The 25,630-nt window shown below is 40.2% G+C and carries 18 protein-coding genes and 2 pseudogenes; 11 read left to right on the plus strand and 9 right to left on the minus strand.

All coding sequences use genetic code 11. The features are described from left to right. Positions 1 to 283: 283 nt before the first annotated feature. From ISP07_RS20725 to ISP07_RS11770, 3 genes and pseudogenes are all read left to right on the plus strand, one after another. Positions 284 to 926 (plus strand): annotated as a pseudogene (locus tag ISP07_RS20725) (tyrosine-type recombinase/integrase). A gap of 356 nt (positions 927 to 1,282) precedes the next feature. After that, a pseudogene (locus tag ISP07_RS11765) lies at positions 1,283 to 1,520 on the plus strand (type II toxin-antitoxin system RelE/ParE family toxin); the annotation flags it as partial. 10 nt (positions 1,521 to 1,530) lie between these two features. Beyond that, positions 1,531 to 1,860 (plus strand): HigA family addiction module antitoxin, encoded by a 330-nt coding sequence (locus tag ISP07_RS11770; protein WP_209327721.1) that lies wholly within the window; start codon positions 1,531 to 1,533, stop codon positions 1,858 to 1,860. Between the two features lie 222 nt (positions 1,861 to 2,082). Here ISP07_RS11770 and ISP07_RS11775 read toward each other — a convergent pair whose 3' ends face one another. Together ISP07_RS11775 and ISP07_RS11780 are read right to left on the minus strand one after the other, a co-directional pair. Beyond that, complete coding sequence (locus tag ISP07_RS11775) at positions 2,083 to 3,489, minus strand: YfcC family protein (RefSeq protein WP_209327722.1); 1,407 nt, start codon at positions 3,487 to 3,489, stop codon at positions 2,083 to 2,085. A gap of 152 nt (positions 3,490 to 3,641) precedes the next feature. Beyond that, complete coding sequence (locus ISP07_RS11780; RefSeq protein WP_209327723.1) at positions 3,642 to 4,862, minus strand: M24 family metallopeptidase; 1,221 nt, start codon at positions 4,860 to 4,862, stop codon at positions 3,642 to 3,644. A 129-nt stretch (positions 4,863 to 4,991) separates the two neighbouring features. Here ISP07_RS11780 and ISP07_RS11785 point away from each other — a divergent pair, with 129 nt between their 5' ends. After that, positions 4,992 to 6,071, plus strand: a complete 1,080-nt coding sequence (locus tag ISP07_RS11785) for a M24 family metallopeptidase (protein WP_209327724.1) — start codon at positions 4,992 to 4,994, stop codon at positions 6,069 to 6,071. Between the two features lie 14 nt (positions 6,072 to 6,085). On the opposite strand, the gene ISP07_RS11790 is transcribed toward ISP07_RS11785, so the two are convergent. Then, positions 6,086 to 6,694: a flavin reductase family protein gene (locus ISP07_RS11790; protein WP_209327725.1), complete on the minus strand. Its 609-nt coding sequence runs from the start codon at positions 6,692 to 6,694 to the stop codon at positions 6,086 to 6,088. Positions 6,695 to 6,704: 10 nt separating this feature from the next. After that, entirely contained in the window at positions 6,705 to 7,451 is a 747-nt protein-coding gene (locus ISP07_RS11795) for an SDR family NAD(P)-dependent oxidoreductase (RefSeq protein WP_209327726.1), read from the minus strand. Positions 7,452 to 7,874: 423 nt separating this feature from the next. Here ISP07_RS11795 and ppc point away from each other — a divergent pair, with 423 nt between their 5' ends. After that, entirely contained in the window at positions 7,875 to 10,520 is a 2,646-nt protein-coding gene (gene ppc, locus ISP07_RS11800; protein WP_166340936.1) for a phosphoenolpyruvate carboxylase, read from the plus strand. On the opposite strand, the gene ISP07_RS11805 is transcribed toward ppc, so the two are convergent. After that, complete coding sequence (locus tag ISP07_RS11805) at positions 10,517 to 12,547, minus strand: ATP-binding protein (protein WP_209327727.1); 2,031 nt, start codon at positions 12,545 to 12,547, stop codon at positions 10,517 to 10,519. The two genes, ppc and ISP07_RS11805, sit on opposite strands and share 4 nt — an antisense overlap. A 341-nt stretch (positions 12,548 to 12,888) precedes the next feature. Between ISP07_RS11805 and ISP07_RS11810 the strand changes: the two genes are divergently transcribed. Next, positions 12,889 to 13,257 carry a hypothetical protein gene (locus ISP07_RS11810; RefSeq protein WP_209327728.1) on the plus strand — a complete coding sequence of 123 codons (369 nt, stop codon included), beginning with the start codon at positions 12,889 to 12,891 and terminating at the stop codon, positions 13,255 to 13,257. A gap of 163 nt (positions 13,258 to 13,420) precedes the next feature. After that, on the plus strand, positions 13,421 to 14,353 hold the full coding sequence (gene cdd, locus ISP07_RS11815; RefSeq protein ID WP_209327729.1) for a cytidine deaminase: 933 nt from the start codon (positions 13,421 to 13,423) through the stop codon (positions 14,351 to 14,353). On the opposite strand, the gene udp is transcribed toward cdd, so the two are convergent. After that, positions 14,350 to 15,105 (minus strand): uridine phosphorylase, encoded by a 756-nt coding sequence (gene udp, locus ISP07_RS11820; protein WP_054552164.1) that lies wholly within the window; start codon positions 15,103 to 15,105, stop codon positions 14,350 to 14,352. The two genes, cdd and udp, sit on opposite strands and share 4 nt — an antisense overlap. Positions 15,106 to 15,250: 145 nt before the next feature. On the opposite strand from udp, the gene ISP07_RS11825 reads away from it, so the two are divergent. From ISP07_RS11825 to ISP07_RS11840, 4 genes are all read left to right on the plus strand, one after another. Then, positions 15,251 to 16,030 carry a DUF2189 domain-containing protein gene (locus ISP07_RS11825; RefSeq protein ID WP_054552165.1) on the plus strand — a complete coding sequence of 260 codons (780 nt, stop codon included), beginning with the start codon at positions 15,251 to 15,253 and terminating at the stop codon, positions 16,028 to 16,030. 289 nt (positions 16,031 to 16,319) lie between these two features. Continuing rightward, positions 16,320 to 17,429 (plus strand): arginase family protein, encoded by a 1,110-nt coding sequence (locus ISP07_RS11830; protein ID WP_209327730.1) that lies wholly within the window; start codon positions 16,320 to 16,322, stop codon positions 17,427 to 17,429. Between the two features lie 125 nt (positions 17,430 to 17,554). Beyond that, positions 17,555 to 18,247, plus strand: a complete 693-nt coding sequence (locus ISP07_RS11835) for a substrate-binding periplasmic protein (RefSeq protein WP_209327731.1) — start codon at positions 17,555 to 17,557, stop codon at positions 18,245 to 18,247. 138 nt (positions 18,248 to 18,385) lie between these two features. Then, positions 18,386 to 19,672 carry a hemolysin family protein gene (locus ISP07_RS11840; RefSeq protein WP_054552168.1) on the plus strand — a complete coding sequence of 429 codons (1,287 nt, stop codon included), beginning with the start codon at positions 18,386 to 18,388 and terminating at the stop codon, positions 19,670 to 19,672. A gap of 15 nt (positions 19,673 to 19,687) precedes the next feature. Here ISP07_RS11840 and iadA read toward each other — a convergent pair whose 3' ends face one another. From iadA to ISP07_RS11855, 3 genes are all read right to left on the minus strand, one after another. Then, on the minus strand, positions 19,688 to 20,854 hold the full coding sequence (gene iadA, locus ISP07_RS11845; protein WP_209327732.1) for a beta-aspartyl-peptidase: 1,167 nt from the start codon (positions 20,852 to 20,854) through the stop codon (positions 19,688 to 19,690). Between the two features lie 11 nt (positions 20,855 to 20,865). After that, entirely contained in the window at positions 20,866 to 22,269 is a 1,404-nt protein-coding gene (yfcC, locus tag ISP07_RS11850) for a putative basic amino acid antiporter YfcC (protein WP_209327733.1), read from the minus strand. A gap of 142 nt (positions 22,270 to 22,411) precedes the next feature. Further along, positions 22,412 to 25,339, minus strand: a complete 2,928-nt coding sequence (locus ISP07_RS11855; protein ID WP_209327734.1) for a TonB-dependent receptor domain-containing protein — start codon at positions 25,337 to 25,339, stop codon at positions 22,412 to 22,414. Between the last annotated feature and the right edge of the window lie 291 nt (positions 25,340 to 25,630).

Raw genomic sequence — 25,630 nt, forward strand, 5'->3', positions numbered from 1 at the left:
CAAGGTAAGTGTGGCTCAAATGATCAGAATAGGATCTCCGCGTAGCGGCTTAGTTCAACATGTTTATAGCGAGCTAATCGCGCGTTTTTCTACCACAGCGTAGCTCGTTTTTCTTATTAGATTATTTCTAACAAACTTGTTAACTAATTACCAGTGTTATTAAAATTTAGGAGTTCTCGCTTTTACCTCAGGATAAAAACGAGCGATTGGGTCGTTTTCTTGACTATACGAGCGACTGAGCTAAGACTGTATATATATACAGCTTCATTTCAAAGGAATGAAAATGAAAACTCGCTCTCCTTATTTAAACTACATTGCAGACTATATACTCACTCGTCAGTATTCATTAAGAACAATTAATGCTTATTTAGGTTGGATCGCAAAATTTATTCACTTTCACAACAAACGTCACCCAAGCTCAATGGGAGATGCAGAAGTCAAAGCGTTTTTAGACCATATTGTATTAAAACGTAATATGTCACCTAGAACACAAAGTGCAGCTTTAAATGCGCTCGCTTTTTTATATAAACATATTGTCAAAAATGAGCTTTCTTTAAACTTGAATTTTGCACGAAGTAATCGACAACCTAAGCTGCCTGTAGTGATGACGCCTGATGAAGTAAAGCAATTGATGAGTCATCTTTCCAAGCGATATTACTTAATCACGGGGTTAATGTATGGAAGTGGTTTGCGTGTGATGGAAGCGGTGCAATTGCGAGTAAAGGAGATTGATTTTGATTACAAAGGTTATTACGCCTCATACCTTGCGCCATTCATTTGCAACGCACCTATTGCAAAGTGGCGCCGATATTCGCACCGTTCAAGCACAATTGGGCCATTCTGATGTCAAAACCACACAGATTTACACCCATGTTTTACAACAAGGAGCAAACGGTGTTGTAAGCCCATTAAGCAAAATTTTCTAGCTATTATTAAAGATGTGTTAACTTATCATTCAATGTATAGGGCTTGGACCGTTTCTTGATTGCTCAAAGCAGCAGTTAGAGCATTTAACCTAACTTATTTTGGGGCATAATCAAGGTATGGCTTATTTTCTGATTTTGGCACAAAACTGTCCTTCAGCACCAACCCATTTATATCCAAAAATGGTTTTCTACGAATAAGTTTATACGCGACAAAAGTGCCCAGAGTGATTTTTAAACGTATATGTTGTGCACATTATGACTGTGCGCTACAATTTCTGTACTGATGCACAATAGGACAGTGCAAGGATATGGCTGTAGATTTTAAGGATGAGTGGCTCTAAGCATTCTATGAAGAGGATAAGCGGCATCGATTAATCCCTAAGGTTATCGAGAATGCTTTATATCGTAAGCTAGAAATATTAGATGCAGCAAAGGCTGAATCTGACTTAAGAGTACCACCAGGTAACCGGTTTGAACATCTTGAAGGTAACTTGAAAGATTGGTGTTCAATACGTGAACAAACAGTATCGATTGATTTTTAAGTGGGTTGATGGTGTAGCAGAAAACACTTATTTAGACCCTAATAAGTATTGAGGTAAGGTTTATGCGTATTACAAAGCGTCGTCCAGTGAGTGTAGGTGAAATGCTGAAGCTAGAGTTTTTAGAGCCTATGGACATTACATCAAAAACTTTAGCTGAAGCAATGGGTGTGCATAGAAATACAGTTAGTAATTTGATTAATGGCGGTAGCTTAACGGCGCCACTTGCAATTAAGCTAGCTGCTGCGTTAGGGAATACCCCAGAGTTTTGGCTTAATATCCAGCACTCCGTAGATTTATGGGATACGAGAAACCGTTATCAAGAAGAGGCTAAATCTGTAAAACCCTTACTTTCTGCTCAAGAAACTTCACTACGTACATCACAAACTATTTAAAGAACTCATAACGTATATTGTTAATCCACAATCTTGATCATTACGGCACATTGATTTGCTAGTGAAGCTGAGAAAGACGAGTTAAAAGCTTTCGTACAGAAGTTTTTATAATTAGCTTTTCATCTGACAATAATTTGTGGCAAGTAATGCTCAGAGCCACGCTAACACATAGGTGTTAGCGTGCATCATTAATTTAGGAGCCAATTAGCTCACTCAACTAACTTAATTTAGGGTGGGTTGCACATCTAAGCCATAGCCAAAGATTACAGCTAATACTAATACAACCGATGCTGCGACCATTAGTTTAATTAGTAGTGGTAAGCAGAATCTAAACCAATGGCCGTAAGGCACACCAGCCATGCCTAAAATGCCCATAAGTACAGCATTGGTCGGAATGATCATATTTGAAAAGCCATCACCAAATTGATAAGCAAGTACGGCAACTTGTCTTGGTACACCCACTAAATCACCGAGTGGGGCCATGAGTGGCATGGTGACATAAGCTTGCCCTGAACCTGAAGGAATAAAGGTATTAAGCAGGGTTTGAATAACCAACATGCCAATTGCTGATATTTCTGCTGATACATAAGAAAGCGGTAACGACATGCCATGTACAAGGCTATGCAGGATTTGGCCGTCTTCTAAAATAAGGGCGATACCCCGTGCAACACCAATTAACACTGCGGTGGTAACAAGATCAGATACGCCTTCTATAAATTTGTTTGCTGCTTCATCAGCAGATAGTTTGCCTAAAATGGCTACAACCACACCCCAAGCAATAAAAACACCACCTAGCTCGTATAAGTACCAGCCCTTGGTTGCGATGCCCCATACTGCAATTGCTAGGGTAATAATAAAGCTACCTAAAACTAGTTTATGGCGCAGGGCAAGTGCTGGGTAACTTGTTGCTGTTTGATTTTCCAGTGGGCAAGGCACGCCAATCATCATTGATTTAGACGGATCGTGCGATACCTTTTTGGTGTATTGCCAAACATGATGAAAACCAATGAGTACAAATGGAATAAATATAGCTAAACGTAACCACAGACCAGAGTAAACAGGAATACCTGCAATTTGCTGTGCGATTAATACCGTAAATGGGTTAAATGCCGAAACACCATAACCAATACCATAACCTGCGACTATCATACCTACGGCGGTCATTGCATCTAGGCGCATTGCTTTACAAAGCGCGACGAGAATAATAACAAAAGGAATATATTCGCCGGCGGTACCAATACTGCTTGATGCTAAGGCAAAGCAAAACACCACCATAAAGATTAATCGTTGCGGTTTTTTACCGTGTCGCTCTAAAAGCCTACCAATGAGCGCATCAACAGTGCCTGTGGCACGTGCAACAGCTAATACACCGCCAACAATTAACACAAAGAAAATAACATCTTGAGCAGCAGCAAAAGCGCGAGGTATGGCTTGTAACAAATCCCATGGGGTTAAGTAATGGCGCTCAGCAACCGTTTGATAGGTGCCCGCAACAACCATTTCTCGGCCTGATTCACTTAATGTAGTAGTGAAAAAACCTTGTGGTACTAACCAAGTAGCAATAAGCGCAACAACCATCATGCCCAGCAGCAGTATCAGGGTATGTGGAACTTTAAAACGTAAACCCATTTATTCTCCGTAATTATGTTAGGTTAAATTCTTGAAATCATAACATGATAAAAGCGGATAGGTTGTCTCTAAAATGTCCACACTGTTAAAGATTGTAATAATTCAGATACAAAAAAGGCCAGAAAACTGGCCTTATAAAGTTTATTTGAATTTTATTTAGCTAACCCAAATGGGTCATCGATGCTATGAGCAGGCTCGGTAAACCAACGCGGACCTTCGTCTGTCATATAAAAGTGATCTTCTAAGCGAATACCAAACTCATCAGGTACGACAATCATAGGTTCATTGCTAAAACACATACCTGTTGCGAGTGGAGTAGGGTTACCACCCACAAGGTATGGCCATTCATGAATATCTAAACCAATGCCATGGCCGGTTCTATGTGGGCAGCCTGGTGTTTGATACTCTGGTCCCATGCCATTTTCGGCAAGATACTGCCTTGCAGCATCATCTACTTTGCCACATGGCTCACCAATTTTTGCGGCAGCAAAAGCAGCAAGCTGGGCATTTTTCTCGTGTTGCCAAAACATGCGTTGACGTTCGGTTGCTTCACCAAATACATAAGTACGGGTAATGTCAGAGAGGTAATCATGCACTTTACAGCCAGTATCAATCAGTACCACATCACCTTTTTTAAGGGTTTGCGGGTTTTTAACGCCATGCGGGAAAGACGACGCAACACCAAATAGCACAATACAAAAATAGTTACCCGGTGCGCCGACTTTTTGGTGCGCTTTTTTAATAAAGGCTTCAACCTCAGTTGTGGTGATGCCTTCATAAAGCATACTTGCCGTTGCTTTGTGTACTTCTAAAGTCATGTCCATTGCACGTTGCATTAAGGCAAGTTCATTGGCTGATTTATGCATACGGCAGTGAGCTGTAACGCACTGTGCGTTAACAATGTTGTAATCGCCGTTAGCTTTATTAATGCCGTCGTAGATAAAAAACTGCGCGCTTTCATCAATACCAAGGGTGCCATTTTTGCTAATGCCCATTTCTGTAAGAACATCTACACACAATTGATAAGGGTTTTCGTGTTCTTGCCAACCACGAATTGGGCCATCAATCACCATAAAATCGTTTAAGCTGCCGATTTCAAAAAACGGCGCTATGTATTGCACATCACCTTTTGCAGGTAAAATAGCGCCAACTAAACGCTCGCTTGCGTACCAACGCATACCTGTAAAGTAGGCTAGGTTAGTGCCTGCATTTAAGTAAATTGCGTCAATATTGTTTGCTTGCATATACGCTTGTGCTTTTGCGATACGCACATGAAATTCGTCATTTTGAATAGGTGTTAAGTCTGTTGTCATATCTGACAAAGAGTCAAGCGCCTGTTCGGGCGTTTGTGTGCCAATACCATATGTTGTCATTGTGTACTCCTTGGTTTTTTCTGCATTGTGGCTTGAGTAAACAGTTGATGCAAACTCACTGCGACTAATCGCATAATATTCGTATTTATGGACATAACTGTTAGCATGCGCAAAAAATAAGGAGCGACAATGCAAGTTAATTACTTAAAAAGACAAGCTGAATTTAAAGCCTTGCTAGAGCAACAAGGTTACAGCGCCATGTTAGTACTTGGTCATGAAAATATTCGTTACTTAAGTGGTTTTAGCGGTAATGCTGCTTATGCATTAATTACTCAAGATGCGTGTGTGTTGATCACTGATTATCGTTACCATCAACGCGCAATTGCTGAAACAACAGGGTTCGAAATTGTTTGCCGAGACAGAGACAACGAAACTCTTGGCCATTGTATAAATAGGCACCTTAACCCAAACAGCCATTTCGCATTTGATGCAAGCTATGTCACGGTAGCAATTTGGCAAGGTGTGGCAGATGAGCTAAGCGGCCACACATTAACAGCGGTAAACGGCTTAATTGAAAAACTAAGGCGCGTTAAAGATAGCTGGGAAGTTGCACAAATTAAAGCTGCTGCGGCCATCGCTGATGAAGCATTAGCACAAACGCTGCCTTATTTTAAACCGGGTGTAACCGAGCGTGACCTTGCCTTAGAGCTTGAATTTAGAATGCAAAAGCTTGGTTCAGAAGGAATGTCGTTTGCCACCATCATGCTGTTTGCAGAGCGCTCAGCCTTGCCGCATGGTAACCCGTCAGATCAGGTTTTAAAGCAAGGTGACTTTGTAACCCTTGATTTTGGTGCGGTTGTAAATGGCTATCGCTCTGATATGACCCGCAGTTACATCATTGGCGAAGCGTCAGAAAAACAAACCCGTATTTATAATACTGTACTTGATGCACAAAATGCGGCACTTGAAATGGTTAAACCGGGTATTAACTGTTTAGATTTAAATGCTATATCAAACAAGGTGATTACTGAGGCGGGCTTTGGCGAATACGCCGGTAAAGGGCTTGGCCATGGTTTAGGGCTGTTTTTACATGAAGTGCCATTCATCAACACTCTGACAGACTACAACCTTGAAGTTGGTAATGTGATCACCATTGAGCCTGGCATTTATATACCAGGCTATGGTGGTGTACGCCTTGAAGATGACATAGTTGTCACCGAATCTGGTTTTGAGGTGTTAACCCATGCGCCTAAGCCATTTATAATCTAGTGCTAAATTAAAGGTTACTTTTTAGCATACGCTAAGCGGGCTAAACGTTCAGTTACATGGTAACTATCAAGCCCGCTTACTGCGACTGTATCAATGGCTTCAATATCAACAAAGCCATCTTCTTGCAAACACGCCTCATCTAAGTAAATATCGCTTATTTCACCTATGATCAGCTCAGTGCCATTAATGGCAAGGTGGTGGTGTTCTCTCAGCTCAAGCGCATATTTAAGCTTACTTTCTTTTACAAAAGGCGCTGTAAAGTCATTTAGGTATTCAGTACTGAGCCCTGTTGCATCAAATTCAGACTGGTCCTTGTCGTAGCGTGCTGATGTTTGATGTGCTTTGTTATAAATGTCTTTGTTTACGTGGTTAATCGTGTACTGTTTAGTGGCTAATAAGTTCTCTAGGGTATGGCGAGGCACTGAATGAGGGCGAATTATCATACCCACTAAAGGGGGATGTGCCCCAAGATGAAATACTGAACTTACAATCGCTAAGTTAGTTTGGCCGTTACTATCTTGTGTGCCGATTAAGTTGGCACTTTTAAATCCCGACAAACTATTAATTAAATGAGCGCGGTAGCGGCTTTCTAAATCAGCAATGGCCTGTTTTGTAAAATGCATAAATTTCCTGTTACCAGTCTATGGGTTTTCCTTGCCAGTCAAAGTAGGCAGGGTTGTGTGATTGTTGTAAATAGTCAGCATCACTTATCAATGAATACAGCTGCTCGGCTACAAACTCAGGGGTAAATAAATTTCCTTTGGGTACATTTGCCTGAAAGGGTTTTGATAAAGGCGTATCAGTGGTACCTGGGTGAAATAACAGGCAGTGGCACTTTTTATAGCGTCTGCTAAGTTCAATCGCTGCAGATTTAAATAACATATTTAATGCCGCCTTCGATGCCCGATAGCTATACCAACCGCCTAACTTGTTATCACTAATGCTACCAACACGTGCACTAAGAGCACACACCACAGTTGAAGCTTGTGGCTTTAAAAGTATTGAGAATAAAGTCACACAGCGAATTGGCAGTAGAGCATTTGTTGTCATGCTATTTATAAAGTGCTGCTCAGATATTTGCTCAAGTTTACGTTCAGGCGCATTATTTGGATCATGCAATAGGCCGTTAAATATCATCAACTGGGCTAAATCATAGTGGCCACCGGCAAGTTCTTTAGCAATGCCACTTAAGCTTTGCTCTGAATAATCAGTAATAAAATGCTGGTGACTTATCTCATTGCTTGATGACTCATTAAAACTTGCCTTAAATTCATCTCGACTGATGGTGACGATATGACCCGTGTTGATTTGTTTATGAAGAGTAGTGAAATAGGCATTTGCAATTTCACTGCGTGCACCACACAAAATATAGAGTTGCATTTTTGACCTGTTATAAAAATATTTGAAAAAAATTTCGCTCAAACTATCACCAACTAATAAAATGATAGTAGCTCTGTTTGTCTTGAGCTAACCCTACAAACATATAAAAAAGGCGGGTAAAGATTTGACCATGCAAACATTAAGGATGCCTTAATTTACGGGGATTTTACCTTTTAAATTGGTAAGTCCATTTTACCAATTGAGCTAGCTTTAACGCTTTGTAGCTGACTAAGCTGCGTATTTATTACACTTTTATGTTTATAGATTGGTTATTCTTTTTTACGAGTATGTTAGAAAATTCGATCTATTAAATTAACGCTGACAATGATATTAATAAAAGGGATCAGTATTTAGCTGCGCTCGTGCTTGGCTAAATACTGTGCAGTAAGTACTTTCAACTTAGTTAAAGAAAGGAGTATGAGAATGAGTGAACAATACGCTGCACTTCGCGGTAATGTTAGTATGCTTGGACAAATGCTGGGTCAAACCATTAAAGATGCACAAGGACAAGCCATTTTAGATAAGGTAGAAGAGATTCGCGCTTTATCTAAATCGTCACGTAGTGGTAACGAAGCCGACAGACAGGCGCTTATCGAAGTACTACACGCTCTCACAGATGAAGAACTATTACCGGTTGCACGCTCATTTAATCATTTTTTGAATCTTGCTAATGTTGCTGAACAATTTCATACCGTATCGCGCTTTAATGATGTTGGCTTTTGCCAACTAAACCCTCTCACTCAAACATTAAAAGCGTTAGCAACAGCTTCAAAGCAAGGTCAAGTTGATCCGAATCACTTGGCACAAACACTCTCAAAACTCCACATCAATTTAGTACTGACGGCTCACCCAACTGAGGTGACACGCCGTACAATGATCAATAAACACGTTGAATTAAGTGATTGCCTTGCCTCTTTAGAGCGTAAAGACAACTTACCAAGTGAACGTGCAGATTTATTAAACCGCATTGCCCAACTTATTAGCCAAGCGTGGCATACCGACGACATTCGTCGCTCACGCCCAACGCCAATTGACGAAGCTAAATGGGGTTTTGCGGTTATTGAGAATAGCTTATGGCATGCCGTACCACGTTTCTTACGGGAGTTTGGCGAAGACGTAAAATCAGAGCTTGATCTTGAGCTGCCTATTGATTTCAGCCCAATAGAATTTACTTCTTGGATGGGCGGTGACCGTGATGGTAACCCGTTCGTCACCGCTGAAGTCACACAGCAAGTACTTGATCATGGCCGCTGGATGGCACTCGATTTGTATTCCCGTGATATCGAAACGCTAAGCAATGAGCTATCAATGTCGGATGCAAGCGATGAGCTCATTGAGCTTGCAGGTCAAGACTTTGAACCTTATCGTGCGGTACTTAAAAAATTAAAGAATCAAATTGCCGAAACTGTGACCCATTTGGGCGCAAAAATTAAGAATAAGCGCACTGATTCTGAAGATTTAATTACCGATATCGCGCAAATTAAACACCCAATCGAAGTGTGCTATCGCTCGCTTATTAAGACCAACATGAAAGTAGTTGCCGATGGCTTGCTGCTTGATGTTCTGCGCCGCATTAATAGCTTTGGTCTACGCCTTGCAAAACTTGATGTCCGTCAGGATTCATCTCGTCATGGTGATGTTTTCTCTGAGTTAACACGTTATTTAGGTTTAGGTGATTACCATCAATGGCAAGAGGAAGACAAACAAGCGTTTTTACTTGCTGAGCTAAACTCTCGCCGCCCGCTCATTCCAAAACATTGGCAACCAAGCCCAGAAGTACAAGAGGTGCTAGATACATTTGATGTAATCGCAGCGCAAGATGCTCAAACATTTGGCTTGTATATTATTTCGATGGCACGAACTGCATCTGATGTACTGGCAGTACAGTTACTGCTTAAAGAAAGTGGTTGTAAGTTTAACTTACCGGTTGCGCCATTATTTGAAACGTTAGACGACTTAAATAATGGTAAAGAGGTTATCGAATGTTTACTTGATAACACTTGGTACCGTGGTCATATTCAAAACCAGCAAAATGTCATGATCGGCTACTCAGACTCAGCAAAAGATGCAGGCATGATGGCTGCTGGTTGGGCACAATATGAAGCTATGGATAAACTTGTTCAATTAGCCGAAAATCGCGGTATTGAGCTTATTTTATTCCACGGCCGTGGTGGTACTGTTGGTCGTGGTGGCGCGCCAGCTGCACAAGCACTTCGCTCACAGCCTCCAGGTTCATTAAAAGGTGGCCTACGTGTAACAGAGCAAGGTGAAATGATCCGCTTTAAGTTTGGTTTGCCTGCTGTTGCCCTGCAAAGCTTAAATATTTATGCTGGTGCAGTTCTAGAGAGTAACTTGCTACCACCGCCAGAGCCGAAGAGCGAATGGCGTGATGTTATGGAACTGATCAGTGCTGATTCGTGTGAGCATTACCGCCAAGTTGTGCGCCATGATGAAAACTTTGTACCTTACTTTAGAATGGCAACGCCAGAGCAAGAGCTATCTAAATTACCACTTGGTTCTCGCCCTGCGAAGCGCAACCCGAACGGTGGGGTAGAAAGTCTTCGTGCTATTCCATGGATCTTTGCATGGAGCCAAAACCGTTTAATGCTGCCAGCTTGGTTAGGTGCATTAACAGGTCTTAAAGCTGCTTTAGATAAGTATGGCATCGAGACACTTCACGAAATGAGCTTAAAATGGCCATTCTTCCGTGCTCGTTTAGAGATGCTAGAAATGGTATTTAGTAAAGCCGATTCATGGTTAAGTGCGCATTACGATGATGCATTAGTAACTGAGCAATATAAGCCATTAGGCGTAAAACTTCGTCAGGAATTGAGCGAGGCTATTGAGCTTGTGCAATCGCTTAGCCCACAAAAGAGCTTACTTGCAGACCAACCTTGGATCAAAGAGTCAATAGCGCTTCGCAACCCGTACACAGATCCACTTAACCTATTACAAGTTGAGTTACTGCGTCGTTCACGCGAAGCTGACGTGGGCTCTGAAGGCGATATTGATAATGCCTTGATGATCACTATGACAGGTATCGCTGCTGGTATGCGTAATACCGGTTAATAGCAAGTATCATCAACCAATCGAGCATCGATTGGTAGGCTAATAACAAATCGTGCGCCGTGTTCATAAGGCTCGGCGCATATTTCTCCTTTCAAATTAAATTTAACTGCATTAAAAACAACATTTAACCCAAGTCCTAGGTGTTTATCGCCCATATTAGTGGTATAGAAAGGAGTAAAGATATCATGCAAGATAGTTTCCTTAATACCTACCCCGTTGTCTTGATAAATAATTTCGACATGCTTAGGAAAACCTTTAATCTCGATCTCAATTAAACCGTGTAGCTTTATTGCAAAACCATGTTCGCAGGAATTAATGATTAAGGTTTTTAATATGTCACCAATAATTGCAGGGTAAGAAGTTATTACAACATTATCACCCTGAATATCGAATTTAATACACTTTCCTAAATAACTTGAGAAAGGCAGAACTCTGCGTGATATTTCTTCTGTTAGGTTAAACTGGACTAGCGGTTTATCTAAATCAATAGACACATTGAGTGCCTTAAATTCTTCGACAATACTGGCAAGTCGAGCGATGCTAGCCTGTATTAAATCTTTTGCATCGTTTGTATCGTTTAAAAAGCTATGAAGGTGCTTGCTAGATAGCTCTTGAGATTTAAACTTTTGGCAAATAAGTGTTAGTTGATCATCAATTAAAGAGCTAGCGGTTACAATGGTGCCAATGGGCGTATTTAATTGATGCGCCATACCAGATACTAATGCGGTTAAAGATGCTATTTTTTCGATTTCAATAAGTTGTGCTTGTGTGTTATGAAGTTTTGTTAATGTTTTAGATAGGGCATTCTTTTGTTGCTTCGTCCTCACTGTCATCAACGTTAATACGATTAAAATTGAGCATAACGTAAAAGCAATCGCCATAAAGATCACTTTATTTGCTTTATTGTTTGCAGCCTGAACTTGATTTGATTTAGTTAAAAGTTCTATTTCTGCTTCTTTAGTCGTTATATCTAATTCTGCCAACGCTTTGGCAAGATTAGTACTGGATTGTCTTCTCAGAATTTTGTCTTTAGTTTCATAGAGCTGTTTGTATGCATCAATTGCTGCATGGTAGTTTTTTTGTTGTAAATGCAAAGAGGCCGATAGTTCTTGTGTAGCTAGCAATAATTCATAGTCAGTGATTTTTTTATTTTTCAAATCAATTGACTGAATTTGTGCTAGAGCCTGAGCAGGTTTGCTTTGGGCTTCATATGTTTTAGCAAGTTCTAATACTACAGCAAGTTTATCGCTTTTAAGATTATCCTCATTTATTAAATTGAGTGCTTTTTTCAATACTGTTTCTGCTTTTTTAAATTGTGCTTGAGAGTTATAAATTTTTCCCTGAGTGGTTAGGTTAACTACCTGATGCAAAACAAAGTTGTTGTCTTTTTGAAAGTCATATATGTCAGTAAGTAGCTCTAATGCTTGCTCATACTCTTTTAAACCGAGCAAAGCTATTGCCTGATGATTGGTCGTAATTGATTCATTAAAGGTGTGTTTGTTTGTTTTACTATATTGTTTAAATCTTTTAAATATGTCTGCCGCATTATTATAGAAGTGTAATTTTAAGTAGATAACAGCGATGTTGTTTTCAGTTTGCATTACAAGGTTATTATGTCTCATCTTTGCAAAAGGGAGGGCTAATTTGTATTGATTAAGTGCTTCTTGATATAACCCTAAATGAGAATAGATATTTCCCGAAATATTAAAGTAGCCATACATCAAGCTCTTATCTTTCGATTTGGCAACCATACTCTCGAACTCTACAAGCGTCGTCATCGCTTCATCTAGTTTATTATTACCAGATAAAAACCACGCTTTATAGTTGGTCATAATGATCTTCTGTTCAAGATTCAACTCAGTATTAGCTAGTATCTTACTTACTTCTTCTAAACCTAGTTGTCTTGAGTTTGCGTAAGTGTTTTTAACTTGGTTGCGTAGTTTTTCAAATTCTATCGCTGTAATTGCAGTTGCTTGCAAAGGAACTGACAATAACATGCCTGCGATAATTTGAACCATGAATCTCATGATTTTTCCCTATCCTTGAAACATGTATCAACAGATAATACGTGTTTACACTACTGCTTTAAGATGATGTTCATTGTAAGTTTTCATTCATTTTAAGGGCATCTGAAAAGGCTTAAATTAAAGGCAGAATTCTCGTGCATGTTTAAAAAAAGCATTAAAGGTTAATTTAAGGTAACGTCAAAAATGTATTTTTCTAGTTATAAATTCTTATATTTAGTGCTGGTCATACCTATTTAATTGCTAGCTATTGACTCGGTTAGGGTTATAAATAAAATATGCTGGCTTTCAACTCTGAGAGCTAGAGTTAACCCCTAACCACTCACGCAGTTTAAGAGTATTTTATGTCAAACGTGTCTACTTGCATTACCTATGATGCATCTACGTCGTTAGTTATGATGACGTTAAGAGGGACGGCAAGCGCACAGGATGTGATTAACTTTTACCAGATCGCTCATCAGTATTCAGTATTATATGGATCAGAGAAAATTCTTGTTGATGTATCTGAATTAACGCATAATTTTGCTCCTGCAGATTTATTCACAATTATGCCGATCATTGCGACTTCACTTCAGCAAGCTGTATTAGCGATTGTTGTAAGCTTTGATGGCTTTATGCATGATTTATTTGTGCAAAAAGCAAAGCGTTATAATTTACAAGCCGAAAATTTTGAGTGTTATCAAATGGCGAAAAATTGGCTAGTAAGACAGTAAAAGGTTACTAGAATATCAACCATTACTTGTATACCTGAGTATACAAATTATCGTGTTTATGTAACACTTTTTGCATTATTAATAACATTCTGCAACGTCTATAACTAGTAATTCTAAACGTAACCTTTTAAACTGTTTAGCCAATTAATAATTATAATTTGTTATGACAGCAACTAGGATAGATGCAAGCAAACTAGCTCAAAATACAGAGTCGTTTAGCTTCAATGAACAACAAAAAAATTCTCTTTTTGCCCGGCTAAAAAAGCAACGAGGCATCTTATCTCAATCAGACATTTCTTCTCTTTGTCAGCAGTTTAAAGTTAGCCAAATTGAGTTACTAAAAGCCTGTGTACCCGTCGCAAGTTTATTTTCTGTGGCGCCTATTTCTAAATTCTACGTGGGCGCTATTGCAGTTGGGTTAAATGAGCAAGGCGAAACAAATTTCTATTTTGGCGCTAATGTTGAGTTTTCTCATCAAGCCTTGAGTTTAGTGGTACATGCTGAGCAATCAGCGATTAATAATGCATGGCTTAATGGCGCGCAAGCAGTACAAAGAATTGCAATCAGTGACGCTCCTTGTGGCTATTGCCGTCAATTTATGAATGAATTGAGTACTGCAGACTCACTTGAGATTTTATTGCCAGAGCGTGACTTTAACCTTCATGAGTTATTGCCTTATTCATTTGGTCCGAAAGATTTAGGTAATGATGCGTGTTTATTCTCGCATAAGCAAAGTGATCAACAATTTTCCGACCTTACCATTGATGACGCAAAACTTATTCAATTAGCACTCAATGCATATGTGCCATACACAGGTAATTTTAGTGCTGTTAAATTAAGTACATTTACCGAAGGGGATTTTTACGGAAGTTATGCCGAAAATGCTGCTTATAGCCCAAGCCTTTCGCCATTGCAAAGTGCATTGAGTCAGTTTTATCTTGCGGGCTTAACTTTTGATGATAAGACAGTTAAGTCGATAACCTTGTTAGAAACACAAGGGGCCGAAAATCAATATGAGGTGGCTAAATCTGTGCTGGCAAGCTTTGCAAACCCACCAGCATTTGAGCACTGTGTTGCGAAATTAAGTAACGCTTAATTAAGTAACAGTTTTGCAGCTTCAATGACGACGGCGACTGATTTTTTCTCAATCTCGCCGTGGTCAACATTCGGAATCTCTTGTTTAGTACGATTTACTAAAACACCTGCAACACATGCTGCGCGTAAGCCAAGGGCAGCACACATAGTAAATAGTGTTGCTGATTCCATCTCGTAGTTCATCACACCTAGTTTTTGCCACTCTTCACAGCTGCCTTGGAATGAGCGCGGAACATAACCTGAATAGGTATCGTAACGCTCTTGACCTGGGTAGAATGTGTCACTTGATGCAGTAATACCAATATGGAAATTAATTCCTAATTTATCACATGCATTGACCATTGCTTGTGTAGCAAAAAAGTCAGACACAGCAGGGTAGCTTAGTGGTGCAAAATGCTGACTTGCGCCATCTAATCGAACAGATGCTTGGCTAATTAAAATGTCGCCTTCATTGATGTGGGGCTGAATAGCACCGGTCGTGCCAATTCGCAAAAAGGTATCAATACCAAGTTGGGCAAGCTCTTCAACAGCAATTGAAGTAGATGGGCCGCCAATACCGGTTGAACAAACGACAACGCTGTGGCCGTTTAGCTCACCACGGTAAACATGAAATTCACGAGTCTTCGCTAAGCATTCAGGGTTATCAAGAAGCGTAGAAATGCGTGCTGAGCGGTCAGGATCGCCTGGTACGATAGCAAGAGTTGCCCCTTTTAAGTCGTCACGTGTGATCCCTAAGTGAAATACCTTTTCCATTATTAAACCTTATTTTTGTCTAAAGCGTAATACTTTAATCATACGTGTTTAAAGTACAGGACAGATGTCCGATTAGCTTAACAATGTTGCAAGAATTGCACAGTTAACCTAAACCTAAAGATGTCACCTTTAATGAGGATACATTATGCCAGCATCATCTTCTATGAACAAAAATCACGAATTTGCTCGTTGTTTAGAGAGCTCTCAAATATCTGCATCTGCACCGTTTCATTGGTTAGCACTTGCATTTAAGGATATCGCTAATGCGCCAATACTGAGCCTTGTCTACGGATTAGTATTTACCTTGATACCAGCGACAATTATGTATTTTGTATATCAGTTTGATACGCACTTAGTTATTTTGCCTGCTGTGGTTGGCTTCGCATTAATAGGACCTGCCTTTGCTGCTGGCCTTTATGATGTGGCGTGGGAGCTTGAAAAAGGCCATAAACCTACTCTAATGCATAGCCTTAAATCGATGTTTAGAAACCCTGCAGGTGAATGGGGCTTTGCGGTGTTATTAATGGTGATTATGATTGTTTGGATGCGTTTAGCTGCGCTCATCCATGCCCTATATCCGAATGTTGTCAATCCAAGTTTTGAGCAATTATCGGCGTTTTTAACGCTCGGGAGTATTGTTGGGGGTATTTTACTTGTCACTGTATTTGCTATCTCTGCGTTTACCCCGCAAATTATGATGGAGCGCCGAGTTGATATCATGACTGCGGTAATTTCTTCGATGAACGCGGTTAAAACCAATTTTGCTGCCATGGTTGTTTGGGCTGGGATAATACTCTGTTTAGTGTTTGTAGGTTTTATTACAGGCACTGCTGGGTTTATTGTGATTATGCCTTTATTAAGCTACGCCAGTTGGCATGCATACATTGCGGTTATCAAAACCAAAAAGCCAAGAGGCTACGAATAATGAGTATTCACTTCGTTTGAATATAAATCTATAGCGGCAATCGCCTAGGTTGCCGCAAAATTTGACTTTCTTTTCGCGCATGTTATACCTGCCAAAGTACAGCGTTCTAATTTGAGTAGAGCAGTTTAAATTCATCTGCATTGAAAATATAACCATTTAATATCAGTGAGTTATAGGTTTAGTTGAGCAAGTGATTGTTGAGTCTTAAAAATCTTAACTATACACAAACCTGATTGCGCAAGTTTTTTAATTACGCATGAATATGCAGATAATAATCAGCGGAGTAGAGATGAGTAACACACAAAAAGCATTCCACGAAAAACTAAGTCAGTGTCTTTGTCCTCCTGGCGATGGTGTATTTACAGTAAATACAGCAAAAGAGCGTAAAGATGCGCTGCGTACTAAATTATACGGTCAAACAGACAATGTTGATGTGCTTTGGAAAGAGTCACTTGAAACACTGGCAGAGTCTGAGCACAAAGCCGTTATTTTAGGTATTAGCTCTGACTGCGGCGGTGGTATATTACGTGGTGCTAACTGGGGACCTCTTTTTTTACGCTCTACCTTGATTGATCAACAACCGCAAGCACGCGTTTTTGATTTGGGTGATGTGCGTGTGATCCCACATTTACTGCATGATAAATACCTTAACGATGCGACCATCACAAACTGCCAAAAAGCGTTATATGCTGATGAAAACAGTGAATACCATGTATCACCTTTGTCTATCACTGAAGATGTCTGTGACGGCTTTTATGCGAACTACCCTGATAAGGGTATTTTTGGTATCGGTGGCGACCACTCAATTAGCTACCCGCTAACTAAAGCTTACTTAAAAGCAAAACGTGATGCTGGTAAACGCACTGCAATCATTCACTTTGATGCTCATACAGATTTATTAGTAGAGCGTCTTGGTATTGATTTATGCTTTGGTTCTTGGTGTACACATATTCTTGAGTACTTACCAGCGCCACGTAACCTAATTCAATTTGGTATCCGCTCTAGTGGTAAGCCTAAGCAACATTGGGAAGACACGTTTGGTGTTAAACAACATTGGGCCCACGAAATCATCGAACGTGGCTCTAAGGCAGTTGCTGAAGAAGTGATTGCACAGCTTAAAGCAGATAATGTTGATGAGCTTTATGTGAGCTTTGATATTGATGCGCTTGATGAAAGCTTTGCTTCAGCGACAGGAACACCAGAAGCCGGTGGCTTAACACCTCAGCATGCATTAGACATTCTTGTTGCATTGGCTGACGAGTTCCCAATTACAGGTGCTGATATGATGGAAATTGCGCCATTCACCGACAGCTCACTAATCGGCCAAACAAGTTCTGAAACGACACTCAGAGAAGGTGCTAAAATCTCTGCATTTTTGATTGGTGCAATGAATATGTAATTCATTTTGCAAGATTAGCGGAAACTTAGTTTCCGCTAATTGTTTATTTCTATTTTACATTTCAAATTTCATCACCTCGCGCTATATTTGTATAAAAAATAATTATAATTTCCGGTATAGCGATTATGCATAAGCTCTTTAACTTACTTTGTTTACTAGTGTCTCTACCTGTATTCTCTGCAATTACAGTGGTCACTGAAAATTTACCGCAGTTACAGTATCAAGATGAGAATGGTGAGTTAGTGGGGACTGTAGTTGATAAAGTACTAACATCGCTCAAGCAAAGTAACATCAACTATGAAATTTCTGTGAATCCTTGGTCTGTTTCTTACAATGCGGCTCTTAGAGATGAAAATACATGTATATTCTCAATAGCTAGATTACCTGCTAGGGAGCGTGATTTTATCTGGTTGTCAAAACTTGGACGTTTCTCTGCTTCATTTTATTCGTTTAATTTTCAGCAAATTTCAATTAGTAATTTACAACAAGCTAAGCAATACCGTATTGCGGTGCTAAAAGATAATTACTCTCATATTTTCTTAAAAGAACATGGCTTTGATGAAACAAATCAGCTGATATTACTTGATAGTTTTGACAATATTTATGATGTGTTAAAAAGTCGTCGAACGAGCATAGATTTAGTCGTTTTAAGTGATCAACAATTTAATTTTGAATTACAAAAAGACTCTACACTCAACTCACTAAAACCAGTGTTTAGTATTCCTGTTGTTAATCCTGACTTATATTTTGCTTGTAATAAAAATATGAACACTGCATTGCTTGAGAAGTTAAGTAAAGCCTTTGCTGATTACGATTAAAAATAGCACTTGTTGATTGTAATAAAGCGGCTATAATCAGCTGCTTTTTGTCCATTCTCGCCAAACTCTAGCTAGCAAAACGAGCAAAAAGTTGTTTGCATTCAACACTCTGAATGCGTTTAAATGTTAGGAGTTACAATGAGTGACTTACTCATTATTATTATTTTAATTCTGATCAGTGCGTTGTTTGCTATGAGCGAAATTGCAATAGCAGCTTCACGCAAGATTAAATTACGAGTAATGGTGGACGAGGGGAGTTCTAAAGCCCAAGCGGTGCTGGCGTTGCAAGAGCAACCTGGTGCTTTCTTTGCCATGATACAAATTGCCCTAAATGCAATTGCCATTTTGGGTGGTATTGTTGGTGAGCAAGCATTATCGCCTTATATCGAACAAATCTTAGGTATGATTTATCAAGGACCTTTACTAAGTCAAATCAGCTTTTTGATTTCGTTTTTGAGTATTACTTCTTTGTTTATTCTATTTGCTGACTTATTACCTAAACGGTTAGCGATGATTATGCCGGAAGCTGTTGCAGTTAATGTGGTTTCTATAATGCGCTGGGTAACTTTTGCGCTAACACCCTTTGTCGTTTTCTTTAATGGAATTACCAACCTGATTTTGCGCGCGTTTAAAGTACCCGCTGAACGAGAAGACATTGTTACGACAGAAGACATTGTGGCGATGATGGATGCAGGGGCAGAGTACGGTAGCTTACAGCAACAAGAATATGAGTTAATTGGCAATGTATTCGATTTAGAAGCGCGTTTTTTATCGAGTGTAATGACCCCACGTGATCAAATTGTCTATTTTGATGTTAAAGCAGATGCTCAAGAAGTGGCGACCAAAATTATCGAACATCCACATAACCACTTTTTAGTCTGTGATGGTAATTTAGATAAATTAATAGGTTCAGTTGAATCAAAAGATATTTTGCGCAAAGTACTAAAAGGGCAAAGCGCCGAAATTGATAATGAATTGATAAGCCAAGATATTTTTTATCTTCCAGAAACATTGAGTTTGTCTGAAGCCTTAAATACCTTCAAAAAAGCGGCTGAACCATTTGCCGTTGTGGTTAACGAGTATGCACTCATGGTAGGTATTGTCACTGTCAAAGATTTAATGAAAGGCTTTATGGGGGATTTAATTAGCCATCAAGGCGAAGAGTTAATTATTCAACGTGATAATTCATCTTGGCTGGTTGATGGTTTAACACCTGTGGTTGAGCTTGCTAAGGTACTTGAAATTGAAGAGTTCCCTGAGCAATCTCATTACGAAACAGTCGCAGGGTTTTTGATCTACACCATGAAACGCCTGCCTAAACGCGCTGAGTTTATCAATTTTGGTGGCTATAAGTTTGAAGTTGTCGATGTTGAAGGAGTGAAAGTCGAGCAACTACTCGTTACTCGCATTTCGGATACTGTTTAGGCCGCCGATGCGGCCTTACTCAAAGGCGCCTTTCACAAGGGCGTTACCTTTGCTTACCATATGAACACCCTTTGACCAGCATTCTGTTGGCGCAAGCGTTGTTTTATTAAGTAGCACAAGATCGGCATCTGCATTTTGTTTAATGACACCTTTATTGATACCCAGTATCTGTGCAGGGTTTGATGTAATCGCCATTAAAGCGTGTTCAATCGAAACATTATATTTTTGCACTGCTTCTACAAACGAACCATGCAATGTAGACTCTTTACCTACTTCAAGGCCAAGCAGATTATAGCTTTTGTCAAAAATAGGGAGACTTGCATGGCCATCAGAGCTCATAGTGAGCTTTGTTGGGTCGACCTTATTCTCTAGGCAATAAGCGAGTGCGTGTGCGGCAGAGTATTCACCATGAGCAAGGTCATACTCGGTTGTACTTGTTGTAAAATCGATAGTGCCACCGGCTTTACAAAACTCTACCCCAGCATTAAGTAAGTCGATATTTCGATTCATATGAGTTGGGTAAAATTGTGCCAGTGAAATATCGGTTAGCTTATCAACCTCATGTAATAACGATAAATGTGTATCAACAGGGCCAACATGAATGCTGACTGTGCCTTTTTTACCACTTAACATGCCTGCCACTTTTGCCTCAGCGGCAAGCTCTGCCAGCTGTTGTACCGTGGGTTGGCTACTACGATGATCAGATATAGCAACTTCACCCACACCAATAAACTCATCAATGTACATTAAATCGCTGGTGACTGAGCCAGTCAGTGTTTTCGCAGGTAAATGATATGAGCCCGAATGACAAAACACGTTGAGCCCAAGCTCTTTCAGCTCTTTTGCTTTAGCAATCAGGTTACTATGAGTTCGGCTACTTGAGTCAGTGCCAAGGGCTGCAATAACGGTTGTTGTGCCATGCAATGTTGCATCAGTCAGGTTCATTTCTGGTGTTCTGCTTGCAAAGCCAGCTTCGCCGCCTCCGCCAGTTATATGAACGAGTGAATCTACAAACCCTGGGGCTAAAATACAATGAGTGCCATCGACCGTGGTAACCCCCTGATAAGTATCGATGGTGATTTCAGGCTGTATATCAACTATTTTTCCGCCAGCAATAAGAACATCTTGAGTGCCTAAAGGTGAGGGGGCGAAAACGTCTGCGCCTTTTATAAGTGTTAACATAATTAAATCTTTTACTGATAGTTAATAAAGTGTGCGAGAAAAATAAAGCAGCTAGCAAGGCCAAACAAAGCTAAAGTGAAGCGCCAAATAAAACGTGCCCATTCACTCCAATCTAATTTAACAATACCTAAACAGCCAATGAGACTAGCAGAAGTCGGAATAAAAATATTGGTTAAACCATCACCCAACTGAAATGCTAACACCACAATTTGACGTGATATATTTAATAAATCACCGAGCGGTGACATTAGCGGCATCGTTATGGCTGCTTGTCCAGAGCCTGACGAAACAAAGAAGTTAAATACACTTTGAAATAATAGCATGCCCCAAGCCGCAATATAGTCGGGTACAACTGAAATGCTGGTGGCACTGTAGTACAGCAAGGTATTTAGAGTTGAAGGCGAGGTTAAGTCACTACCGCCAAGTATTAAAATAACGCCTTTTGCCAGAGCAACTAAAAGCGCTGCAGGTAGGAGCTCTTGAGCACCTTCTTTAAATGCGTTTGCGCTTTCATTGGCAGTTTGTTTTTTAAATAGGCTGGCGACTCCTGCGCAAGCAATACCTAGGCAAAAGAATTGCGCTGCTAATTCAGGAATATAATACTGCCTAGCCATCACGCCCCAAATAACCCAAACAATGCCAGCAATAAAAGTAAGTAAGATTAGTTTATCTGCGTTATCTAAATTTATTGCACTGTCTTGGTTAGATTGTTGTTTAGTGGCTCTGATAGAGTTGGCATAGCGAATAGTGAATACAAGGCCAAATGAAGTAAACACAAGCCAAGCAAACATTCTGAACCCTGCGCCAGAAAAAACGGGAATTTCAGCTATAGACTGAGCTATGGCAATGCTAAACGGGTTCATCCATGAGGTGGCAAAGCCAATTTGTGTAGAAACATAGGTTGTTAATACCGTTACTTTTGCGTCATAGCCAAGTTGTTTCATAATCGGGAATAACACAATACAAAAGGCAATGGCTTCCTCACCCATGCCGAAAACCGCACCACCTAAAGAGAAAAGCACGAACAAGAGAGGAATGAATACCCACTCAATATGTTGTGTTTTATTGATCAGTGCCATGATGCCGTTATTTACCGCACCGGTTTTTAAGATAATCCCAAACGCACCGCCAGTGATTAAAATAAACGCCATCACACCAATCGCTGCGCCATACTTATCACCTGACACTAATCCTTCAAATAAGACATTAGCGAGGCCAATTTCACCACCTTCTGCAAATAATGCTGGCGGGGTATGATCTGAGGCTGTTTGATATTGTGATAATTCAACACTATGGCTATCTTTTTCGGCATTAAATACACCGGGGGTAATAAATAGGCTGGCAAAATAGGCGATAACTGCGACGCACAACAAAATGATGCTCGCATCTGGCATCGCAAACTGTTTGTTTTTCATAAAGTCACTTAAAGGTCATTCGACGTTTATAAGATAAGCAAGGTATTGTAGCCCTTGCTAAGAAAGATTAATACTGAGAGTCGTCAGTTTAAGATAACGTAAGCTCAAAAGTGTGGGCGGCTATTAAGCCGCCCATACTTTGCTAAAATCGATAGCTCAAACTTAACGTATAGCGACTGCCATAAGCATTATGGTTAATAGAATCAAAACCTCGACTTGAACCATATAGTTTTGGCGGTTCTTTATTGAAGATATTATCGATACGAGCACGGATTGATAATGAATCATTGATAAAATACCCGGCAGATAAATCCCATACTAGCCAGTCATCAACATCACGCTTTAACTCATCATTAAGCTCGCCAAGTTCTTCTAGCTCATCTATTTCACGGCCACGAAGCCCTTCAATATCATCCTCATAGCTACTGGTATAATTGGCGCCTAGGTTTAAATAATAACTCTCGGCATCCCAATCGATAGAGAATCTGCCAACATTTTCAGGGTAGCGATAAGTGCCGATGAGTTTTTCTACAGCATCTGAACCTGGTTTATTTCTCTCAAACTCTAAATAGTGTGTACCATCAAGGGCAAACGTTAAATCACCTTCAGCTAAGCGAAAACGATGATCAAATTTAAAGTCGATTCCCGCTAAGGTTTGTGTGCCGGTATTTTCAAGAGGAATAACATGGTCTCTAAATAGTGGCAGGAATAGCTCATCTTCTCGCGGGTCAAACTCACTAATATAGTTTGTTAGGATCTCTGAAAGATTAGCGCCATCACTTTCGATATTAAGGCCTGCATTATCGGTTACTTCACACAGCTGCTGCTCGTAGGAAATACCTTGTTGTCCTTGTGGTACTAAGCCACAGTGACGAAGAGAAGCATCCGTAATTGCTCTATCTAGCACGGCAGTCATATTGGTATCGATGACCTGTTCATGATCAAAATGCCAATAATCGACTGTTAGATTGGTATTTACAGATGGACTCCATGCAAAGCCAATGCTGAGCGCTTCAGACTCCTCGGCTTTGAGTGCTTGATTACCAAGTTCTAGGCTGTTAACACTGACTTCTGTACCATCACCTATACAGTATAAATCTGCAACAGCCTGATTTGCGCCGCAATCAAAGCTTGATTGTGTGGTACGTAATTTTACGCCAGCTTGAGTTAATGAAGGTGCTCTGAACGACGTTGACCAAGAGCTTCTAATGATCAGAGAATCTGAAGGGCGGTAGCTTAAACCCACTTTAGGGTTAAATGTTCCACCAAAGTCATCGTAATGGTCATAACGACCAGCAACTTGCAGTTCTAGCTGCTCAGTAACTGGCATATTCAACTCTACAAATGCAGCGTACTGTGTGCGGTCTGCTTCTGATAAGCTAGAACCAAAACCAAGTACATCAACTAAGTAGCCATTTTCAGCACGCGCTTGAGAGTCTAAAGACGGAATATCTTTTAACTCTTCTCGGCGAGCCTCAACACCAAATGCAGCATAAATGGGTAACTCATTAAATGTAAATAAGTCGCCATTAAAGTTTAAATCCCATCCGTAAACTGTACTTTCACCACTTCTACTAGGGTTTGCTTTTGCAAGCTCAAGCACCGCATCATTATTAGCATCACCCTGTAAAAAAGGGTTGTAGAATGGCATTAACTGACCTTGCGCACAATTGAGCTGTGTTCCATCGTATGTAGCCGTTGAACCGTCAGAGCATAATTCACCAGTGATTGCAGCATGAAATTGGTAGCGGTTGTAAATACCATCAATCGCTTCTTGCTCTGACTTAGAACGAGAAAATGTTACACCTGACTCCCAACTCCAATCACCAATGTAACCAGCTAGGCTACTGACTAAGCGAAAGTTTTTAGTTTCAACTTCAACAGTACGCGGTGAATTAAAACGTGCATCAAATGCAAAGCCATAAACATCTCGACCTGCTTGAGTGGTAAATGGATCAATATAAAGCTGGTCCATTAAGTCATTACTGCCATCAGCGTTATCATAAATGAATAGCGCATCTTCTATGATAAACGGACCATCATCATCGTTTATTTGATTGATTGGTGCAGGTGATGAATAGGCTTTTGATTTAGTTTGGCTATAGAAGAAATCGGTATGCCAATCTAAATCACCTAAGGTGCTGTTAAACATAAAGCCAGTTGAAAGGCTTTCAAATGGGGTTTCTAGGTAATCATCTTGGTTAGCATAGTAAGCACAAATTTGCTCACCATACTCAGTCGTGACAAGCTCTGTTTTACAGTTTGGCGCTGGTAGTTCATTGCCATCTCGGCTGCTGTAATAATAAATGTTTGGTGAGTTCTCAAGTTTCGGTAAATATGAGTAACCATTCACTAGATTAGGTGTTGCGGTATAACTTCTGTCGGTCGCTTTAAAGGCATTGCGGTCGTAAATATCAGCAAATACCGTTAAGTTACTTTCACCGATATTGGTTCCGTAGACTAAGTTAAGCTGCTTCTTAGCTTCGTCATGACTGTCAAAACTATTGGTGTAAGAAGTATTTACTTCAGCTCCTTGATAGTCATCTTTAAGAATATAGTTAATAACACCAGCGACAGCATCAGCACCATAAATTGCTGATGCGCCAGTGGCTAAAATATCAATGCGCTCGATTGCAGCAAGTGGAATTGAGTTCACATCGACAAAGTTTTCAGTGCCTGCTGCGAACGAGCTTGGTGCAACACGGCGGCCATTAATCAGCGTTAATGTTGCAGAAGGACCCATACCTCTAAGGCTCGCAGCGGATTGACCCGCTGGCGTTGAGGTTGATGTACCACCACTTTCAGATGTTGAAAAGGTACCGGATCCGCCTTTAAAAACGGATAAATCTTTTAATAATTCATGAATAGTGTTCGCTCCTGAGCGCTTGATTGCATCTTGGTCAAGCACTGTAAGCGGGATGGTTCCTTCTAGATCAACCCCTTTAATTCGTGATCCTGTTACTTCTACTCGTTCAATTTTTTCTGATTGTTGGTCGTTTTGAGCATACACAGCTTGTACTGGGCACAGCACAGCACTGATTGCTACAGCAATTGATAACTGACGAAACATATTGATTTACCTTTGCCTTAAAAAACACACGGCAAAACCGTGACGTTTTGAATAATTGTTATAATTTTTTAGACAGGGCAGTGAATTATAGACACAACTAGCCCCTCACAGGAAGTGAGGTGTGGCTACTCGTCAAACCACTCCGAAAGGTAGTGTGGAGAGTAGAAATATGTGCAAAGCGATAATGCGTTTTTCAACATAATTCCAATCCGTAAGGTCTTTTGACAAAGCTAGCGATACAGTGCTAGCTTACTCGCGTTTTTAAATGTTCCTTTTTTTTATAGCAAGCAA

This window comes from Pseudoalteromonas sp. PA2MD11, assembly GCF_017808125.1.
Taxonomy (GTDB): Bacteria; Pseudomonadota; Gammaproteobacteria; order Enterobacterales; family Alteromonadaceae; genus Pseudoalteromonas; species Pseudoalteromonas simplex.

Coding starts and splice junctions, on each gene's coding strand:
- ISP07_RS11770 (WP_209327721.1), top strand. CDS start 1,531: ATGCGTATTACAAAGCGTCGTCCAGTGAGTGTAGGTGAAATGCTGAAG.
- ISP07_RS11775 (WP_209327722.1), bottom strand. CDS start 3,489: ATGGGTTTACGTTTTAAAGTTCCACATACCCTGATACTGCTGCTGGGC.
- ISP07_RS11780 (WP_209327723.1), bottom strand. CDS start 4,862: ATGACAACATATGGTATTGGCACACAAACGCCCGAACAGGCGCTTGAC.
- ISP07_RS11785 (WP_209327724.1), top strand. CDS start 4,992: ATGCAAGTTAATTACTTAAAAAGACAAGCTGAATTTAAAGCCTTGCTA.
- ISP07_RS11790 (WP_209327725.1), bottom strand. CDS start 6,694: ATGCATTTTACAAAACAGGCCATTGCTGATTTAGAAAGCCGCTACCGC.
- ISP07_RS11795 (WP_209327726.1), bottom strand. CDS start 7,451: ATGCAACTCTATATTTTGTGTGGTGCACGCAGTGAAATTGCAAATGCC.
- ppc (WP_166340936.1), top strand. CDS start 7,875: ATGAGTGAACAATACGCTGCACTTCGCGGTAATGTTAGTATGCTTGGA.
- ISP07_RS11805 (WP_209327727.1), bottom strand. CDS start 12,547: ATGAGATTCATGGTTCAAATTATCGCAGGCATGTTATTGTCAGTTCCT.
- ISP07_RS11810 (WP_209327728.1), top strand. CDS start 12,889: ATGTCAAACGTGTCTACTTGCATTACCTATGATGCATCTACGTCGTTA.
- cdd (WP_209327729.1), top strand. CDS start 13,421: ATGACAGCAACTAGGATAGATGCAAGCAAACTAGCTCAAAATACAGAG.
- udp (WP_054552164.1), bottom strand. CDS start 15,105: ATGGAAAAGGTATTTCACTTAGGGATCACACGTGACGACTTAAAAGGG.
- ISP07_RS11825 (WP_054552165.1), top strand. CDS start 15,251: ATGCCAGCATCATCTTCTATGAACAAAAATCACGAATTTGCTCGTTGT.
- ISP07_RS11830 (WP_209327730.1), top strand. CDS start 16,320: ATGAGTAACACACAAAAAGCATTCCACGAAAAACTAAGTCAGTGTCTT.
- ISP07_RS11835 (WP_209327731.1), top strand. CDS start 17,555: ATGCATAAGCTCTTTAACTTACTTTGTTTACTAGTGTCTCTACCTGTA.
- ISP07_RS11840 (WP_054552168.1), top strand. CDS start 18,386: ATGAGTGACTTACTCATTATTATTATTTTAATTCTGATCAGTGCGTTG.
- iadA (WP_209327732.1), bottom strand. CDS start 20,854: ATGTTAACACTTATAAAAGGCGCAGACGTTTTCGCCCCCTCACCTTTA.
- yfcC (WP_209327733.1), bottom strand. CDS start 22,269: ATGAAAAACAAACAGTTTGCGATGCCAGATGCGAGCATCATTTTGTTG.
- ISP07_RS11855 (WP_209327734.1), bottom strand. CDS start 25,339: ATGTTTCGTCAGTTATCAATTGCTGTAGCAATCAGTGCTGTGCTGTGC.